Source organism: Nocardia jinanensis (assembly GCF_014645735.1).
Lineage (GTDB): Bacteria > Actinomycetota > Actinomycetes > Mycobacteriales > Mycobacteriaceae > Nocardia > Nocardia jinanensis.
Genome location: NZ_BMMH01000038.1, coordinates 1 through 15,594, shown reverse-complemented (window position 1 = coordinate 15,594; position 15,594 = coordinate 1). Strand labels below are relative to the sequence as shown.

Annotated in this window: 15 protein-coding genes and 1 tRNA gene; 8 read left to right on the top strand and 8 right to left on the bottom strand. The window is 68.7% G+C overall.

The window, feature by feature from the left end:
* The first annotated feature begins 18 nt into the window (after positions 1–18).
* From IEY68_RS34185 to IEY68_RS34170, 4 genes are read left to right on the top strand one after another with little or no spacing between them, the layout of a single operon-like run.
* Complete coding sequence (locus IEY68_RS34185; protein WP_058856648.1) at positions 19–1,368, top strand: hypothetical protein; 1,350 nt, start codon at positions 19–21, stop codon at positions 1,366–1,368.
* Complete coding sequence (locus IEY68_RS34180) at positions 1,368–2,489, top strand: hypothetical protein (protein WP_063916478.1); 1,122 nt, start codon at positions 1,368–1,370, stop codon at positions 2,487–2,489. The genes IEY68_RS34185 and IEY68_RS34180 overlap by 1 nt, the downstream gene beginning before the upstream one ends.
* A gap of 1 nt (position 2,490) precedes the next feature.
* Complete coding sequence (locus tag IEY68_RS34175; protein ID WP_063000881.1) at positions 2,491–4,002, top strand: tetratricopeptide repeat protein; 1,512 nt, start codon at positions 2,491–2,493, stop codon at positions 4,000–4,002.
* 28 nt (positions 4,003–4,030) lie between these two features.
* Positions 4,031–5,287, top strand: coding sequence for a CHAT domain-containing protein (locus IEY68_RS34170; RefSeq protein WP_063000883.1), 1,257 nt, complete (start codon positions 4,031–4,033; stop codon positions 5,285–5,287).
* A 404-nt stretch (positions 5,288–5,691) separates the two neighbouring features.
* Here the strand turns inward: IEY68_RS34170 and IEY68_RS34165 are convergent, their stop codons facing one another.
* Together IEY68_RS34165 and IEY68_RS34160 are read right to left on the bottom strand one after the other, a co-directional pair.
* Complete coding sequence (locus IEY68_RS34165; RefSeq protein ID WP_229719209.1) at positions 5,692–6,144, bottom strand: NUDIX hydrolase; 453 nt, start codon at positions 6,142–6,144, stop codon at positions 5,692–5,694.
* Between the two features lie 114 nt (positions 6,145–6,258).
* Positions 6,259–7,167, bottom strand: a complete 909-nt coding sequence (locus IEY68_RS34160; protein ID WP_063000885.1) for an NADP-dependent oxidoreductase — start codon at positions 7,165–7,167, stop codon at positions 6,259–6,261.
* 124 nt (positions 7,168–7,291) lie between these two features.
* Here IEY68_RS34160 and IEY68_RS34155 point away from each other — a divergent pair, with 124 nt between their 5' ends.
* Complete coding sequence (locus IEY68_RS34155; RefSeq protein ID WP_373293048.1) at positions 7,292–7,735, top strand: winged helix-turn-helix transcriptional regulator; 444 nt, start codon at positions 7,292–7,294, stop codon at positions 7,733–7,735.
* Complete coding sequence (locus IEY68_RS34150) at positions 7,735–7,974, top strand: hypothetical protein (protein WP_063000893.1); 240 nt, start codon at positions 7,735–7,737, stop codon at positions 7,972–7,974. The genes IEY68_RS34155 and IEY68_RS34150 overlap by 1 nt, the downstream gene beginning before the upstream one ends.
* A gap of 30 nt (positions 7,975–8,004) precedes the next feature.
* On the opposite strand, the gene IEY68_RS34145 is transcribed toward IEY68_RS34150, so the two are convergent.
* The 6 genes from IEY68_RS34145 to IEY68_RS34120 form a co-directional block, all read right to left on the bottom strand.
* Positions 8,005–8,922: a ribonuclease Z gene (locus IEY68_RS34145; RefSeq protein WP_063000896.1), complete on the bottom strand. Its 918-nt coding sequence runs from the start codon at positions 8,920–8,922 to the stop codon at positions 8,005–8,007.
* 160 nt (positions 8,923–9,082) lie between these two features.
* Positions 9,083–10,273 carry a hypothetical protein gene (locus IEY68_RS34140; RefSeq protein ID WP_063000898.1) on the bottom strand — a complete coding sequence of 397 codons (1,191 nt, stop codon included), beginning with the start codon at positions 10,271–10,273 and terminating at the stop codon, positions 9,083–9,085.
* A 61-nt stretch (positions 10,274–10,334) separates the two neighbouring features.
* A complete protein-coding gene (locus IEY68_RS34135; RefSeq protein ID WP_063000900.1) occupies positions 10,335–10,583 on the bottom strand; it encodes a hypothetical protein in 249 nt (82 codons plus the stop codon).
* Positions 10,584–10,703: 120 nt separating this feature from the next.
* On the bottom strand, positions 10,704–11,684 hold the full coding sequence (locus tag IEY68_RS34130) for a ribose-phosphate diphosphokinase (protein WP_063000902.1): 981 nt from the start codon (positions 11,682–11,684) through the stop codon (positions 10,704–10,706).
* Between the two features lie 15 nt (positions 11,685–11,699).
* On the bottom strand, positions 11,700–13,172 hold the full coding sequence (glmU, locus tag IEY68_RS34125; protein WP_063000904.1) for a bifunctional UDP-N-acetylglucosamine diphosphorylase/glucosamine-1-phosphate N-acetyltransferase GlmU: 1,473 nt from the start codon (positions 13,170–13,172) through the stop codon (positions 11,700–11,702).
* Positions 13,173–13,215: 43 nt separating this feature from the next.
* A tRNA-Gln gene (locus tag IEY68_RS34120) sits at positions 13,216–13,286 on the bottom strand.
* A 357-nt stretch (positions 13,287–13,643) separates the two neighbouring features.
* Here IEY68_RS34120 and IEY68_RS34115 point away from each other — a divergent pair.
* Entirely contained in the window at positions 13,644–14,306 is a 663-nt protein-coding gene (locus tag IEY68_RS34115) for a TetR/AcrR family transcriptional regulator (protein WP_229719211.1), read from the top strand.
* Between the two features lie 163 nt (positions 14,307–14,469).
* Entirely contained in the window at positions 14,470–15,117 is a 648-nt protein-coding gene (locus tag IEY68_RS34110) for a TetR family transcriptional regulator (protein ID WP_063000906.1), read from the top strand.
* Positions 15,118–15,594: the final 477 nt, after the last annotated feature.

The following is a 15,594-nucleotide window of genomic DNA, read 5'->3' as shown; positions in this document are numbered from 1 at the left end:
ATGCGACGACCGCGGGCCATGGTGCTCGATGAGGTGTGGCGCGGTCTCGAGGGTGTCGAGGCGTTGAGCGGCTCTGCGGGTGGGCCATTGCGCCGGACCGTGAAGTTGATCCTCGATCCGCTGGTCATCCGGCCGGTGCAGTATCCGAGCTGCGGGGGCGCGGTGCTGACCGCCGACGGCGCGACGCTGCTGGCCGCCCGCATCTACGCCCACGCCGACGCGTTGCGCGCGACCGCGGCCTGGTTCACTCTGCTCAAACAGGTCCGTCGCCGGTTGCGGATCACCGAGGGCACCGCGCAGGATCTCTACTTCCAGCGCTGTTTCGAACTGGCCACCACCCGGGGGTATCCCGATCCGAACCGGGACAGGGTCCGTGCCGAGGCGCTACTGCGCGAGATCCACGGGTTCGCGGCCGGGCGTACCACCCAGGCCCTGAAGGACCATCTCACCGATCCCGCGCGGGCCGCACTGCTCGACGGTCTGCTGACCACGGCCTGGGGCCGCCGCCCGGCGCCGCCCGCGGCACCGGGCGAACACACCGAGGTGTTGCGGCGACTGCTGGAATACGCGGTCGCGACCCGCGCCGGGGCCGATACCCGGCCCGGGCGGCGACTGCTCGGGGAGCTGGTCGCCGCAACGGTGGGGACGCATACGGGAATCGAGCTGTGGCGCCGCGGATCTCGCATCGCGGTCACCGATCTCGCGCGATATCACGCGCACGGTTTGGGATTGACGATCCACCCGGCTCCGTGCCGTCCGGAGGTGGGGGTATCGGCGTCGACCGCCACCCTCGGGCTGCCGTTCGACCGCACTGTCCATGAGCGGGTTTTCACGGTGTTGCAGGTATCCACCGAACGTGCCGAACTGCCACCGATCCCGGACCTGGTCACCACCGAGATCGCCCGCAGTTGCGCGCCGTGGGCACTGCTCGGCGAATCACTGCGCCTCACCGCCGCAATCGGGGTGGAGCTCGCGCTCGGGCTCGCGCCGATCACACCGCGGGACCCGCGGCACGCATCGGAGGAGACGGCGGACTCGGCCGCGCATCAGCTGGTGAACAGCCGGTGGCAGCGCGAGGCCTATGTGCTGCAGGCGCGCCGGCTGGCGATCCATCCGGTGCCGGGGGAGCAGAGCCGGCTCGCCGTGATCGCCGCCGAATTGCGGACGCCGTGGCGCCCGTACCTGCGGCGGCTGTGGGTGCGGTTGCACGGCCGAGATGTCCGCGAGATGCCGGTCACCGAACCCGATGAGCTGTGGGATCTGCTGGACGGGGTGGCGCGTTCGGTGGTGCTCGATCATCGCACCCGGGTCCGCAAAGCGTTGAGCGCGCATACGGTGCGGGAGCCGGATTCGGCGAGGGCGGTCTGATGGTCGATATCGTGCGTATCCGGCTGATCCGGCCGGGCCTGTGGAGTATCGCGCCACCCGGTTCACCCACACCGGCAGACGCGGATCCGAGCCTGGACACCGCCGTACTGGAGGTCGGCGGCGGATATCTGAGCTGGAGTCTGCTGGCGGACCAGCGGGTTCCGGCCGCGACCCTGCACGATCTCGACACCGCCCAGGAATGGTTGTGGGCCCTCTACGGTGCCGAGATCGCGGTGGCGGCCGATGAATACACCGGGCCGGTGGATATGCCCGCCCGGCCCGAGCGGCCCGAGCTGGCGGCCGCGATACGCCGGCTCGGCTACGCGCACTGGGCGGCACGCTGGTGGCCCGCTTCGACGGTGGACGGAATCCCCGCCCTCGACCCGGCGGAACTCGACCGCGAGATCGCGGAGCTGAGCGAGTTCTGCGACAGCGTCGTCGACGGCTCCGACGCACCCGCGGAGGCGGCTGAACCCGATCCCGCCGTGGCATCCGCACACGGTTCCGGCCTCGGTCGTGCCGCCGACTACGCGCTGGCGGCCGGTGGGCAGCCGCGCGACTCCCGGACGGCACTGATCCTCGAAAGAGGAAGCGCGGGATGGGATTGGCGGCACTGCCCGCCCGGTGTCGTCGACGCTTCCGAGCGGGCGGTCTCCTGGGAGCTCGAAAGGGTCGCGGGCGGCAATACCCTCCGGGTGCGGGCGGTGGCCGCTCCGGGTCTCCACGGGGAACCGCCCGAGCATCTGCGACCACGTGCCCTGGTTCGTACCTCGGCCGGGACTCGCGGTGCCGCATTGGCGCTGAACGGGGACACCTGGACGGCCGCGGTGCCCGATTCCGGCGAGACCGTAACCGGTGTAGAGATCTATGTGCCGGGGGTCGGGCCATCGGCGCCGGGAGGGTCGGACCCATCACCCGATCCCGACCCACGTCCGGCGGATCCGGCGGCCGATGCCCGGCAGCGCGACCGGATCCGGGAACTCGCGCACGCCCGGCTGCGTCGCGCCGGGCCGACCGCGGTGGCCCTCGCGTATGCCGCCGGGGAACCTGCCGCGGGGCTCGCGGATATCGAACTCTTGCGCGCCGAGATCGCGGCCGCCGAAGCGGATTCGGATTTCTGAGATGAGCGAGCAGCAACCACCCGGGCTGGAACTGCTGTACGAGGGCGCGGCGGCCTATCAGCGTGGTGATATCGCCGAGGCATTGCGGATATTCGAGCACGCGGTGGCGACGACCACCGACGGCGTCCGCACCAGCGCGTTGATCAACGCCGCGAGCATGTACGACGAGCTCGGCGACCACGAGGGCGCGGCGATCCGGTATAGGTCCGCGCTCGGTCGGATCCCGGCGGACGCCACCGAGAAACTGGCTTCCACCTTGATCAACTATTCGCAGGCACTCCAGCATCTCGGTGCCCTCGACGACGCGCAGTCGGCCCTCGAACAGGCGCGGAATCTGCTCGCCGACGCCGAAGACCTCGGCGTGCTGCGGGTATCGTGCCTGCTCTCGCTGAGCGCTGTGGCGACCCATCGCAGTCAGTGGAACCGGGTCGTCGAGATCGCCACCGAATCCCTGGACGCGGCGCTGCGCTTCGCCCCACATCTGACCGGTCATCCGCTGATGAACCTGGCCGGTGCGTATTTCGAGACCGGCCGCCGCGAACTCGGTGTGGATTTCGCGCAGCAGGCGCTGGCGGCGTTCACCGCGGCGGGAGACCACAACGCGGTCGCCGACACCCAGCAGAACCTGGCCCAGCTCTACAGCCGGCTCGACCGGCTCGACGAGGCGGAACAGTTGGTCGTCGCGAGCCAGGACTACTACGAGCGGGCCGGACTCGGGTATCGGGCGGGAGTCGGCTGGAAGATCCGTGGTTTCCTGGCCGAATGCCGTGGCGAGGTCGACCGGGCCGACGAATGGTATCGACGCGGCCTCGACTGCTTCCGGGATTCCGGTGCGGTCCTGGACTCCGCCGCGGTGCAGTGCCGGCTCGCCACTGTGGCCTACGCCCGGGGGCTGGTCGGGGAGGGGCAGCAATTGCTGGACGCGGCGTTCACCGTCTATGCCGAACGCGGACTCGGCCTGCAGTGCGCTCAGCTCGACTACTGGCACGCGGTGCTGGTGCAGATGGTGGTCGACGATATGGATTCCCCGCCGGACGAACTGCTGGTACTGGGCCGTGCCCTGGCGGTGCCGGCCGCGATCGCCATCGACGCGGTGCGCTATACGCTGCCGGGCGGCAGTCAGCGCGATCAGTGGAACCGGGAGGTCGCCGACCCCGCCGTCCGGCTGGCCTTCCGCTTCGCCTACCTGTGCGGAGACGGTGTGCTGCTCGCGGATCTGATCGAAACACAGTGCGCGGGGACGACACTGGAGATGAATCCCGGTGAACGAATGGAAAGCCCCCAGTTCCCGCTGGACAGTCCCGCGCAGCCGCCCGGCGGCGAACCGCAGCCGGGCCCACTGCATCTCGGCGCCGCGCTGGCGCGGGTCGCGGCGGCCGCCGGACTACCGGTGTCCCCGCCGCCGCGGCTGGCCGTGGCGCCCGGCCCGCGTATCGCACTCGGCGACTACATCGCGGCCGCCGAACAGCGTTACGGGCAGCGTGTCCGGGAGGACCGGGTGATTCCGGTATGAGCGGCGACCAGGGCACCGGGGAGTCGCGATGAACGACCGGCCGACCGTACTGGTGCGGATGGCCGACGCGGGCGATGTGTACGTGTCCTGGCGTTGGCTCGGATACGACGCCGCCCCCGGCGTGACGGCATTACCGGGTGCCGATATCGACACGGTGGTCCGGGAATTGGCGGCCGCCCTCCCGGACCCGAATATCGCCGGCGGCCTGGAACGTACGCTCACCACCGCCGCCTTCGCCGCGCCCGATACCGAATACCTGCTGGCCCGCGACCTCTCCCGCGCCCTGCTGCCCTACGATCTGGCCGGCCAGCTGCATACGCTCTACAACCAGGGGATCCGCCCGCTGATCCGGCTCCAGCCCTCGCCCCGGGTCGCCCAGGTGCCGTGGGAGATCCTGGCCCCCGCGCCGGAACTGCGATTGATCGATATCGCCGATATCGGGCTGCTGGCACCGGCCGGAATCGTGCACGCGCCTACCCGGACCGCCCGTTCCTGGGCCGACACGCGTGAGTTGCCGGTGGTGGCCGTCCTCGACCCGCGCGTGCCCGGATTCCGCGCCGACTCCGAACTCGGATCGGTCCTCGGGCGGATGACCCGGCCGACACCGCTGACCGAACGTATCGCGGACCATATCGCCGCGGACCGGATCCGGCCCGAGGTCACCGAACCCACCGAGATCTTCCGCCGCACCGACCTCGACCGCGAATGGCTCTCGCGCATGCTGCGCGCCGGCGCCGCCCGGCTGCTCTACGTCGGCCATGTCACCGCCGCGCGGCCGGAATCCGGGCAGAGCGAGAACACCGAACTCCATCTGGCCTGCACCGCCGATACGGTCGGATTCGTCGAACCGCAGCGCACCCACCGCCCGCTGTCCGCCAAGGACCTGCTCCTCGGTACCCATACGCTCGATTCCGAACCGGTAGCGGGCCGGGATTTGTGGCCCGTGCCCAGCCGTGTCGCTCTCATCGCCTGCGAAAGCGGTGGCGATCTGCGGTTCACCGAGGCACTGGGCCTGATCGCCGCCATGATCACCGGGGGCGCCGAACTGGTCACCGCCACCCGCTGGCCACTGCCCACCGACCTCGCCTTCCAGCGCCTCGGTGGCGCGACCGGCGCCACCCCACTGCAGGAGGTCGTCTGCGCGGTCGATGCGGCTCACGAGACGCCCGATCCGCTCGTAGCTCTGGCCGAATGGCAACGCGACCGGCTGTGCGCCTGGCGCGCGACCGGGGCCATCGAGGATTCCCCGGTGCTGTGGTCGGCCTTCGCCACCTTCACGACCTGACGTCGCGTGGTCGGTCCGTGCTGGTCGGGTGACGCAATCGAGTCGTCGTGGCGCGGCGCGGTGTCCGGGTCAGTACATCCGACCCGGATTACGCCACTTCGCGAGTAGTCGGGCGTGCGAGTAGGGCGGTGGGCCGCCCGCGGTCCGGTGACGAATGCTCTCACGTTGTGCCGCAGAGGATTCTGTTCCGGTATACGATCACCCCGGGTGGATATCCCGCCGCTTCTCCGGAGGCGAGCGGATACAAGCCCGACGCAGGGTCCGATGTGCTGTGGCGGCCGTGATCGGACCACCGGTGGCGCGCCTCGGCGGTTCCACCGGTGCCCCCCGAAGGGTCCGGGGGCCTCCCTGCGTCGGGCACGAAATCGGTTCGGCGCGTCTATGTCTCGCCCCCGGTACCTTTCTCAGTGCTGGATCAGGCCACCGACCGGTACCGGGTCGACATGGCCGGTTGCCGGGCGAATCCGCGCGAGGGCGAGACCGATATCGACCAGCGACGACCGGCGTAGATCCGCGATGTCGGAAATCGGGGTCCAGGTCGGCTCGGCCGTCTCGCCGTTCGGCTCGGCACGTAACCGGCCCCCGAGGAGGCGAACCTCGTAGTAGACACCGACATTCTGGTGTTCGGATCCACCGGGAACAGCACGCTCGGTCGCCGGGATCAGCCTGGAATCCACGCCGAGCAGGCGTTTCACCGCCGCCGTGTAGCCGGTCTCCTCCCGAACCTCCCGGATCACCGTGTGGAACGGGTCCTCCGTGTGCTCGACTCTTCCGCCCGGGAGAGTCCAGTTGCTCGCACCGTCGTGGCCTACGTGCCGGGCCGCCTGATCGGGCATCGGCGCGATCAGGTCGTCCACGTTCCCCCTTCGCCGGCCGCCGGCGTCACCCGCGGATAGGCCGGTGAAATCGGGCGAATTCTCACCGCCTACGGCCCGATACCGATGACCGAGCTTCCGCGGCCGAGTCCGGATTCAGGGTCGGAGAACGTATTTCCCTCGCACCCCGCCCCGGGCGAGTTCCCGGTGGGCGTCGGCGGCCCGGTCGAGCGGAAGTACGGCGTGCACCCGGGCGGGGAGGCGGCCGTTCGCGGTATCGGCGAGAAACCCGGCCAGCCGGGCACTGTCGGACTGTACGGATACGGCGCGGACGGTGATATCGCGCTCGGCGGGTGGTTCGGCACCCGGCCGGACACCGACGAACAGCCCGCCGTCGCGGACCAGCGCCAGACCCTGTTCCTGCAGTGTCGCGGCGTCGGCCACCGCGTCCCAGCCGGGTTCCGCCGACACAGCGAAGCCGGCCCCGAGTCCGCGTACGAACTCCTCGTCGGTGGCCCGAGCCAGTCCGGTGACCAGCCAGCCGCGCTCCTGCGCGAACCGGATCACGTAGCTGCCGACCGCACCCGCGGCACCCGTCACCAGCAGGTCCCGGCCGTCGCCGTCGCCGAGCAGATCCACCAGCTGGGCAGCGGTGAGGCTGTTGAGCGGGACGGTGGCCGCGGTGGCCAGATCGAGTTCGTCCGGTACCCGGGCGATATCGCTCGCCGCGACGATCAGCTGTTCGGCGTAGGTGCCGAAACCGCGGTCGAATCCACCCACCAGACCGGCGACGCGACTGCCGAGCGGAATATCTACGCCCGGTCCGGTCGCGATGACGGTACCGGCGAAGTCGGTGCCGATACCGGTGTAGGCGGATCGGGTGATCAGTCCGAGCTCGTGGAAGACACCGGCGGTCAGCGCCAGGTCGACCGGGTTGACGGTCGTGCCGGCGACCTCGACCCGCACCTGCCCGGGCCCGGGTTCGGCAACGGGTACGTCGATGATCTCGATGGAATCGGGACCGGCCGGGGTGCGGACGACCGCGCTACGGAATGTGCTGGACATTGTTGTCCTCCTGTGGAGATATCTGTGCTGTAGCTCCACAATGGAGTGGCAACTCTCCATCGGGAAGTAGGCACCTGAAAGTGCGTATCCCACCGCGCGGTAGGAAGGAGCGGTCGTGGCGACGATGACAGCGGCTCAGCAGCGGGCCGAGGACAAGATGGACTACGACGCGTTCTTCGCGGGCTGCCCCAGTCGGCAGCTCCTGGAACGGATCTCCGGGAAATGGGTGGCGCTGATCCTGTCCGCGCTGGGTAGCGGTGGTCCGCACGCCGGGGCCGAATGCGGCGGGGAGCCGCGGGCGATGCGTTACTCCGAGCTGGCCCGGCGGTTGGCCGGAGTCAGTCAGAAGATGCTCACCCAGACCCTGCGCACCCTGGAACGCGACGGGTTGGTCGTCCGCACGGTGACGCCGACGGTGCCGGTCACCGTCACTTACGAACTGACCGAACTCGGGCTGTCGCTGCACGAGATCATGCGCGGTATCAAGATCTGGGCGGAAGCGCATATGGACGAGGTGCAGTCCAACCGTGCGGCATTCGATCTGGCGGCGCCCGGCAGCGCCGTCTAATGTCGTGCCGGGCCGACCAGGCCGGTGATCAGGGCCCGGAGGCCGAAGAGATTGCGCTGCGGCTCTACCTGCGCCCGGCGGGCCCCGGCGACACCGAAACCGACGTGCGCCTCACCGTGGGTACCGCGTTCGTCGTGCCACGTAGTCGCCGGCACCGGCTCGAACTGGAGCAGCCGTCCGACATCATGTCGATCGGGCTGCGGCACGGCACCCGGATCGGGCCGGTTACCGTTCCGTGACAGCCGGGCTTCCGTTTGGACCGGTACGGCTCAGCGGCGCGACGGGAACGGGATGTGATCCAGATCCGCCGCGATCACGATATCCCCGGCGAACACCTGTCGCGCCTCGGCGAGATGCTGGTCCAGGCTGGGGTAGCGCTGGGAGAAATGGGTCAGGACCAGTGTCCGCGCCCCGGCATCGGCGGCGATCCGGGCCGCTTGCCCCGCGGTGAGGTGCCCGTGCTCGGTAGCCAGCTGCGCGTCGGCGTCGAGGAAGGTCGCTTCGATCACCAGCATGTCCACCCCCGCCGCGAGTTCCCGCGCTCCGGTGCAGATACGGGTATCCATGACGAACGCGAAACTCTGTCCGCGCCGCAGGGTACTCACCTCGTCGAGGGTCACGGTCCGGCCCTGCCAATCGATCTCGCCCTCCCGTTGCAGACGGCCCACGATCGGACCGTGCAGACCGAGTTCGTCCAGCCGCTCCGGCCGGATGGTGCGATAGTCCGGTTCGCTGAGCCGGTAGCCGAACGTCTCCACCGGATGGTCGAGGCGCGCAGTGGTGACCTCGAACGGGGCGCCGGGCGCCGGCAGGATGCCCGGTGCGGCGATCGGGCGCTGCCGGAGATCTACCGCGCGGTGGTAGGCGGTGGCGTCGCAGAGGTTGTCGAAGAATCGCTGGCCCGAGGCCGGGTAGTAGGTGTCGATCGGGTGCGGCACCCGGTCCAGATTGATTCGCTGCACCACCCCGGCCAGGCCCAGGCTGTGGTCACCGTGAAAATGGGTTATCGCGATCCGGGTGAGATCGGTGGCGGAGATACCGGCGTGGATCATCTGCCGCTGGGTGCCCTCGCCGGGGTCGAACAGTACTGCTTCGCCACCCCAGCGAAGCACATAACCGTTGTGGTTGCGCTGGGCGGTCGGCACCTGGCTCGCGGTGCCCAAAACGACCAGTTCCCGCTGTGACATCTATCGGCACCACAGCGGCAGCGCCGCCCCTGCCGCCGCCGTGGATCCGCCGGCGTCTCGTTCGTCGGGCATGGGCCAGACGATATCCGCCGCCGCCGAGCCGCGCCGCGCATGGGCGAAAAGCGCGGATCCCGGGCGGCGGATCCCGGGTTGTCCGTTGTCAGCCGAACGATTCGTTGGGCACTATCTCGGTCCCGGTGAGGAGCAACCCGATGGCCACCCCGACGACGAGACATATCGCGGCCGCGATGGCCGCCCACTTGCCCAGCGGCTCGCCCCGGATATGCCCGACCACACCGAGCACGATCCCGGCGGCGCCGAACACGAGCGGGCAGAACAGCAGCGATACCGCGGCGCATACGAAGCCGATGATGGACAGGACCTGCGGTCCCGAACGTTCCGGTTGCTGGGTGGTGCCGTAGGGCTGGTACTGCTGCTGTTCGGGATAGGCCGGATATCCACCGGGCCCCGGCGTCCCACCGGGCCATCCGCCCGGTCCCTGCTGTCCGCCCGGCGCGCCGGTGCCGGACCACCCCTGCTGTGCGCCGGGCGCGCCACCCCAGCCCTGCTGTTCCGAGGTGCTCCAACCAGGCTGTCCCTGCGCACCCCAGCCGGGTTGTCCCTGCGCACCCCAGCCGGGTTGTTCCTGCGCGCCCCGACCCTGCGGTTCCGGCGCGCCCCGACCCTGCTGTTCCGGCGCGCCCCAGCCCTGCTGTTCCGGCGCACCCCAACTTTGTTGTTCCGGCGCACCCCAACCTTGTTGTTCCGGTGTGTTCCAACCTGGCTGTCCGCCGTATCCGCCCGGCTGCTGCCCGCCGTATCCGCCACCGGGCTGCTCTGCCCCACCGCCGTACTCACCCGGTGGTGGATACCCGCCTTGCGGAGGATAGGGCGACCCGCCCCGCGGCTGCTGCCCACCGGGTGACTGCTGCTGCCAAGCCTGCCCCGGCGACTGTTCCTCGGGCCGGGCCGACCACGCTTGCGGCGGCACCTCGCCACCGGCCGGTTGCGCCCCGGGCTGCCAGCCGTGCTCGTATGCCGCGGAGCCCTTGTCGGGTTCGGGTGTGGGCCGGCCGGGTCCGGCAGCACCTCCGGCGGGGCGGGATTCGCGGCCGAGCAGCTTCGGCAGGTACTCGGTGGGTGGATCGTGGGAGCCGGCCCCCCGTGCATCGGACGGTTCGGCGGTTTCCGGCTGCTGCGGGGCGCCGGGGGTGCGAGACGGTTCGTCCGGAGATTCCAGAGGGCGATCCGCAGCCGACCGGCCGGCCGTGCCGGAATCGGGTTCCGGACGGTCGGTGCTGTTCTCCTCCGGTGTTTCGCCGGAATCGCGCGGGTCCTGCGGTGTGCTCATCACGTCTCCTCGTTCGTATCGTCGAGGGCTCGTAGGCCGGTACCGCGGTGCGGGCGCAGCGTCAGCTGTCGGGTTCGTCCTCTATATGGATGGCGGCGGCCTCGGCGGGACGATCGTCGTCGTCGGCACGGTCGCGGCGGTCCGGTTCCTGCTGTAGCTCCTCGGCTATGCCGAGACGTCCGTCGTCGTCCCCTTCGCGGTTGCGAATGCGCAGATCGGCGGGCGGGTCCTCGATATAGCGTGCGTAGGCGCGGACCTCGTCCTCCTGCTCGTCGTCACCCATATCGGGCTCTCGTGGTTCGCGATCCATACCAACCAGTATGCGCTGCCCGATGGGTGCGCCGCGGGACCGTGACCAGCGGTGTCGGTTTCTGCTCCCGAACGCCGAACGGCCCCGGACCAGCTGGTCCGGGGCCGTTCGGAGAAGAAATCAGGCGTTGCCGTTGAACAGTCCGGTCACCGAACCGTTCTCGAATACCTCACGGATGGTGCGGGCCAGCAGCGGCGCGATGGACAGCACAGTGAGCTGCGGGAACTTCTTGTCCTCGGTGATCGGCAGGGTGTTGGTCACCACGACCTCCCGGGCGCCGCAGGACGCGAGCCGCTCGGCGGCGGGAGCGCTGAGCACCCCGTGGGTCGCCGCGATCACCACATCACCGGCACCGGCCTCACGCAGCACGTTCACCGCGCCGGCGATGGTGCCGCCGGTATCGATCATGTCGTCGATGAGGATGCAGGTGCGACCCTCGACGCTGCCGACTACGCGGTTCGACTTCACCTGGTTCGGGACCAGCGGATCGCGGGTCTTGTGGATGAAGGCCAGTGGGGCGCCGTTCAGCGAATCCGCCCACTTCTCCGCCACCCGGACCCGGCCGGAATCGGGGGAGACCACAGTGATGTTGTTCAGGCTGTAGTTGGTGCGGACATACTCGGCGAGCTGCAACTGGGCGTGCATATGGTCGACGGGGCCGTCGAAGAAGCCCTGGATCTGGTCGGTGTGCAGATCGACGGTGACGATGCGGTCGGCACCGGCGGTCTTGAGCAGATCGGCCACCAGGCGGGCCGAGATGGGCTCGCGGCCGCGGTGCTTCTTGTCCTGGCGGGCGTAGGGGTAGAACGGCAGGATGGCGGTGATCCGTTTGGCCGAACCGCGCTTGAGCGCGTCGATCATGATCAGCTGTTCCATCAGCCACTGGTTCAGCGGCGCCGGGAAACTCTGCAACACGAAGGCGTCGGAACCGCGAACCGACTCCTCGAAGCGGACGAAGATCTCCCCGTTCGCGAATTCACGCGCGATCTGCGGGGTGACGTGAACGTCGAGTTCCTTGGCCACCTGCTCGGCTAGTTCGGGGTGCGACCGTCCGGCGAAGAGCATCAGGTTCTTCTGGTTGTCGATCCATGACGCGGTCACTGCTGGTTGCCATCCTTAAGCTTTGTTGCCCGATCCGGTGTTCTCATCGGCCGCGAGCGCTTTCGCCGCCGCATCTGCTGCAGCCGTTCCTGGACGTTTCCGCTGCACCCAGTTCTCGATATTGCGCTGCGTACCCCCGGACACTGCCAACGCGCCCGGCGGAACGTCTTCCCGCAGTACAGTACCTGCCCCGGTATAGGCGCCGTCACCCACGGTCACCGGGGCGATGAACATCGTATCGCTGCCGGTGCGCACGTGGGAGCCCACGACAGTGCGGTGTTTGTTCACGCCGTCGTAGTTCACGAAAACGCTGGATGCTCCGATGTTGCTGTGCTCGCCGATGGTGGCGTCGCCGATATAGGTCAGATGCGGGACCTTGGTGTGCCGGCCGATATCGACGTTCTTGGTCTCCACGAAGGCGCCGATCTTGCCGGACTCACCCAGCACCGTCCCCGGCCGCAGATAACTGAACGGCCCGATCGTCGCCTTCGCGCCGATCGTCGCGGCTTCCCCGTGGGTGCGGATCACCCGGGCGCCGTCGCCGACCACCATATTGGTGAGGGTCGAGTCCGGGCCGATCTCGGCGTCCTCGCCGACCACCGTGGTACCCAGCAACTGCACCCCGGGACGCACCACGGTGTCGCGGCCGATCCGGACATCGGTATCGATCCAGGTATTGGCGGGATCCACGATGGTCACCCCGGCGCGCATATGCCGCTCCAGGATGTAGCGGTTGAGGGTACGGGCGGCGGCCGCCAGCTGGACCCGGTCGTTCACGCCGGTGACCTTGGCCGAATCGACCAGCCGGGCGCCCTGCACCGGGTATCCGGCCTCGCGGGCGAGCTTCAGGACATCGGTCAGATAGAGCTCGTGCTGGGCGTTGGCGGTGGACAGCCGGCCGAGCATAGTGCGCAGTACCGCGGCGTCGAAGGCGTACACACCGGAATTGACCTCGCGGATCGCGGCCTGTTCGGGGGTCGCGTCGGCGTGCTCGACGATCTCGGCGACCTCGCTGTCGGCGTCGCGCACGATCCGGCCGTAACCGTTCGGATCGTCGGGCACGAAGGTGAGAACCGTGACGGCGGGCCGTTCGGGATAGCTCCGATGCTCGTCGAGCAGGGCGGACAGGGTGTGCCCGTCCAGCAGCGGGACATCCCCCGACGTGACGACGACGTCGCCGGCGAAATCCGCGGGCAGTCCGGTGAGGCCGACCTGGACGGCGTGCCCGGTACCGAGCTGCTGTTCCTGCACCACCGGCACGATCTCCCGATCGAGTTCCGTGGCCACCGCGGCCGCGGCCGCCCCGACCTGCGCACGATCGTGACCCACCACCGTCACCAGATGGCGCGGGTCGATGGAATGGGCCGCGTACAGCGCGTGCGCCAGCATGCTGCGCCCGGCCAGCGGATGTAACACCTTGGGGGTCTTCGACCGCATTCTCGTACCGGCACCTGCGGCTAACACGATGACGGCGGTCTGCTCCTGCATGAATCTCCCTCGGGCCGACGATGGTCATCGTGCACGCGAGCTGCTCCGCCGCCAGGACTCGAACCTGAACTATCTGAACCAAAATCAGAGGTGCTGCCATTACACTACGGCGGACTGTCACACCGGCAGGTACCCGAAACCCGCCGCTGTGTCCCGGCACGGACACGATACTCGCATGCCACCCCGGGATACGTCGAACCGTGGTGGTGGCGACACGCCAGGGGGACGCCCGACGCGTTCCCCTTCGTGACCGGCGGGTCGGGACAACGCCCGGGTGACCCGGTCCGTCGCGGGTCTGAGACAGTTGACTCGATGGTTCTGGTCGCAGGTCCGGCTCCGGCCGCGCCGCGTGACCCCGATAACCAGGGAGGCGGGAACGTGTCGTCGGGAGAACCGAGAACAACCGAGGAGTTGCGGACCATCGGTGACACCGAAGAGGCCACCGAACACGTCCGGGCGGCTCGTCAGCGGATGACCGGCACCCAGCGGCGCCAGCAGTTGATCGAGATCGGCCGCGCCCTGTTCGCCGAACGTGGCTACGACGCGACCTCCATCGAGGAGATCGCGCAACGTGCTCTGGTGTCCAAACCCGTCGTCTACGAGCATTTCGGCGGCAAGGAGGGGCTCTACGCCGTTGTCGTGGACCGTGAGATGTCGATGTTGCTGGACATGATCACCTCCTCGCTCACCAACAACAGGTCCCGGGTCCGTCTCGAACAGGTGGCACTCGCGCTTCTCACCTATATCGAGCAGCGCACCGACGGATTCCGCATCCTGGTGCGCGACCAGCCGGTGTCCTCCACCGACGGCCGCTACTCGAGCCTGCTCAACGAAGCGGTCAATCAGGTGGCGCATCTGCTCGCCGGCGATTTCGAACGACGCGACCTCGACACCGGCCTCGCGACCCTGTACGCGCAGGCGCTGGTCGGAATGGTGGCCACCACCGCCACCTGGTGGCTGGATGTACGCAGCCCGTCCAAAGAAGTTGTCGCCGCCCACCTGGTCAATCTTTGCTGGAACGGATTGAGCCATCTCGAGGCCGACCCCCAGCTCAGCTCGGAATGGCCTGCCGTGGCAGGGCCGCGTCCGGCGAACTCCGCGGGCGGGCAGCGCAGTTCGGGCAACCGCGGATGAACTACCGGCGAACTCGGGTGGGCCGGTGAATCGAGAGACGTAGTGAACACGGATGGTACGGTTCACGCATCCTTTTGGGTGCTGTTCGGGCGGTAAGTCGGTCTACTTCGACAATGTCGGTCTACTTCAGGATGGCTGGTTATTGGGATGACAGGCGGAGCTCATGGCTAGGCAAGCGCGCGCGGAGATCACTCGCGATTCCGTTCTGGCGGGCGCTGCCGACGTCTTTCTGCGCTTGGGCTACGCCAATGCGAGCCTCAGCGAGATAATCGCGCAGTCCAACGTGACCAAGGGCGCCTTGTACTTTCACTTCGGGTCCAAGGAAGAACTGGCCCGGGCCGTGGTCGATCAGGGCAACGAGCGCCTTGTCGCATCCTGCAAAGGATTCTTCGACTCCCGGGTCCCGGCACTGGAGGCCGCGATCGGCATCACCTATGTGGTCGCCGATCTGTCGATGAACGATCCGATGGTGGGGGCCATGCTCAAACTCACCCACCAGATCGGTGACTACCGCGGCGCCAACGGCGACAATATCGCCAAGAACTGGGGCGATACCTACCGCATCCTCGCCGAACGGGCGATTGCCCAGGGCGATCTGCTCCCGGACCTCGACCCGGAGACCATCGGCCTGCTGCTGTACGGGCTCACCACGGGTATCCACATCGTCGCGGTCGGCACGGAATCGGTCGACCAGATGGCCTCCCGGATGGAACGGGCCTGGTACTTCCTGCTCCCATCGGTCGTCCCCGACGACAAGGTGTCGTACTTCCGCGAGTTCGCTGCCCGCCGCCTCCGCCGCTACGTGCCGTGATATCGGCGGCGCCTTCGGCGCCGCTGGGCGGGGCCCTATTAACCCCGGTTCTTCACTCCTTCGCTCAGTCGCTGCGCTCCTTCGCTACGTCGCTCCAGAACCGGGGCGGGCCCCGCCTACTGAGGTGGACCATCCGGAGTAAACCGGGGTGGGCCCCGCCACTGAGGTGGACCATTCGGAGTAGAAGGGGCGGGTACCTGGCAAGCTGGGGAAGTTTCGCTGCCTGAAAGTGCTCGATGCCCCGGTCTCTCGAGGGTTGAGCGCGTGCTTCGGGACCGGGGCGAGCACCGACCGGAGATATCGACTGTCCGGAAGTCGCGACAGGTCCGGGGCGTGTGTGGGGGTCCAGGCGCGGGTTTTCCACCTGTGACCCGGACGCCGAATGCCGACGCAACCTGCATGCGTCGAGTTTTACGAGACACCACAAAGACATCCCAGGAGCTTGGATGTCAAGCGGTTGACCTTTCGGCGGGGCCC

Coding starts and splice junctions, on each gene's coding strand:
- IEY68_RS34150 (WP_063000893.1), top strand. CDS start 7,735: ATGTCGTGCCGGGCCGACCAGGCCGGTGATCAGGGCCCGGAGGCCGAA.
- IEY68_RS34155 (WP_373293048.1), top strand. CDS start 7,292: ATGACAGCGGCTCAGCAGCGGGCCGAGGACAAGATGGACTACGACGCG.
- IEY68_RS34175 (WP_063000881.1), top strand. CDS start 2,491: ATGAGCGAGCAGCAACCACCCGGGCTGGAACTGCTGTACGAGGGCGCG.
- IEY68_RS34140 (WP_063000898.1), bottom strand. CDS start 10,273: ATGAGCACACCGCAGGACCCGCGCGATTCCGGCGAAACACCGGAGGAG.
- IEY68_RS34115 (WP_229719211.1), top strand. CDS start 13,644: ATGACCGGCACCCAGCGGCGCCAGCAGTTGATCGAGATCGGCCGCGCC.
- IEY68_RS34110 (WP_063000906.1), top strand. CDS start 14,470: ATGGCTAGGCAAGCGCGCGCGGAGATCACTCGCGATTCCGTTCTGGCG.
- glmU (WP_063000904.1), bottom strand. CDS start 13,172: ATGCAGGAGCAGACCGCCGTCATCGTGTTAGCCGCAGGTGCCGGTACG.
- IEY68_RS34135 (WP_063000900.1), bottom strand. CDS start 10,583: ATGGATCGCGAACCACGAGAGCCCGATATGGGTGACGACGAGCAGGAG.
- IEY68_RS34170 (WP_063000883.1), top strand. CDS start 4,031: ATGAACGACCGGCCGACCGTACTGGTGCGGATGGCCGACGCGGGCGAT.
- IEY68_RS34160 (WP_063000885.1), bottom strand. CDS start 7,167: ATGTCCAGCACATTCCGTAGCGCGGTCGTCCGCACCCCGGCCGGTCCC.
- IEY68_RS34145 (WP_063000896.1), bottom strand. CDS start 8,922: ATGTCACAGCGGGAACTGGTCGTTTTGGGCACCGCGAGCCAGGTGCCG.
- IEY68_RS34180 (WP_063916478.1), top strand. CDS start 1,368: ATGGTCGATATCGTGCGTATCCGGCTGATCCGGCCGGGCCTGTGGAGT.
- IEY68_RS34185 (WP_058856648.1), top strand. CDS start 19: ATGGTGCTCGATGAGGTGTGGCGCGGTCTCGAGGGTGTCGAGGCGTTG.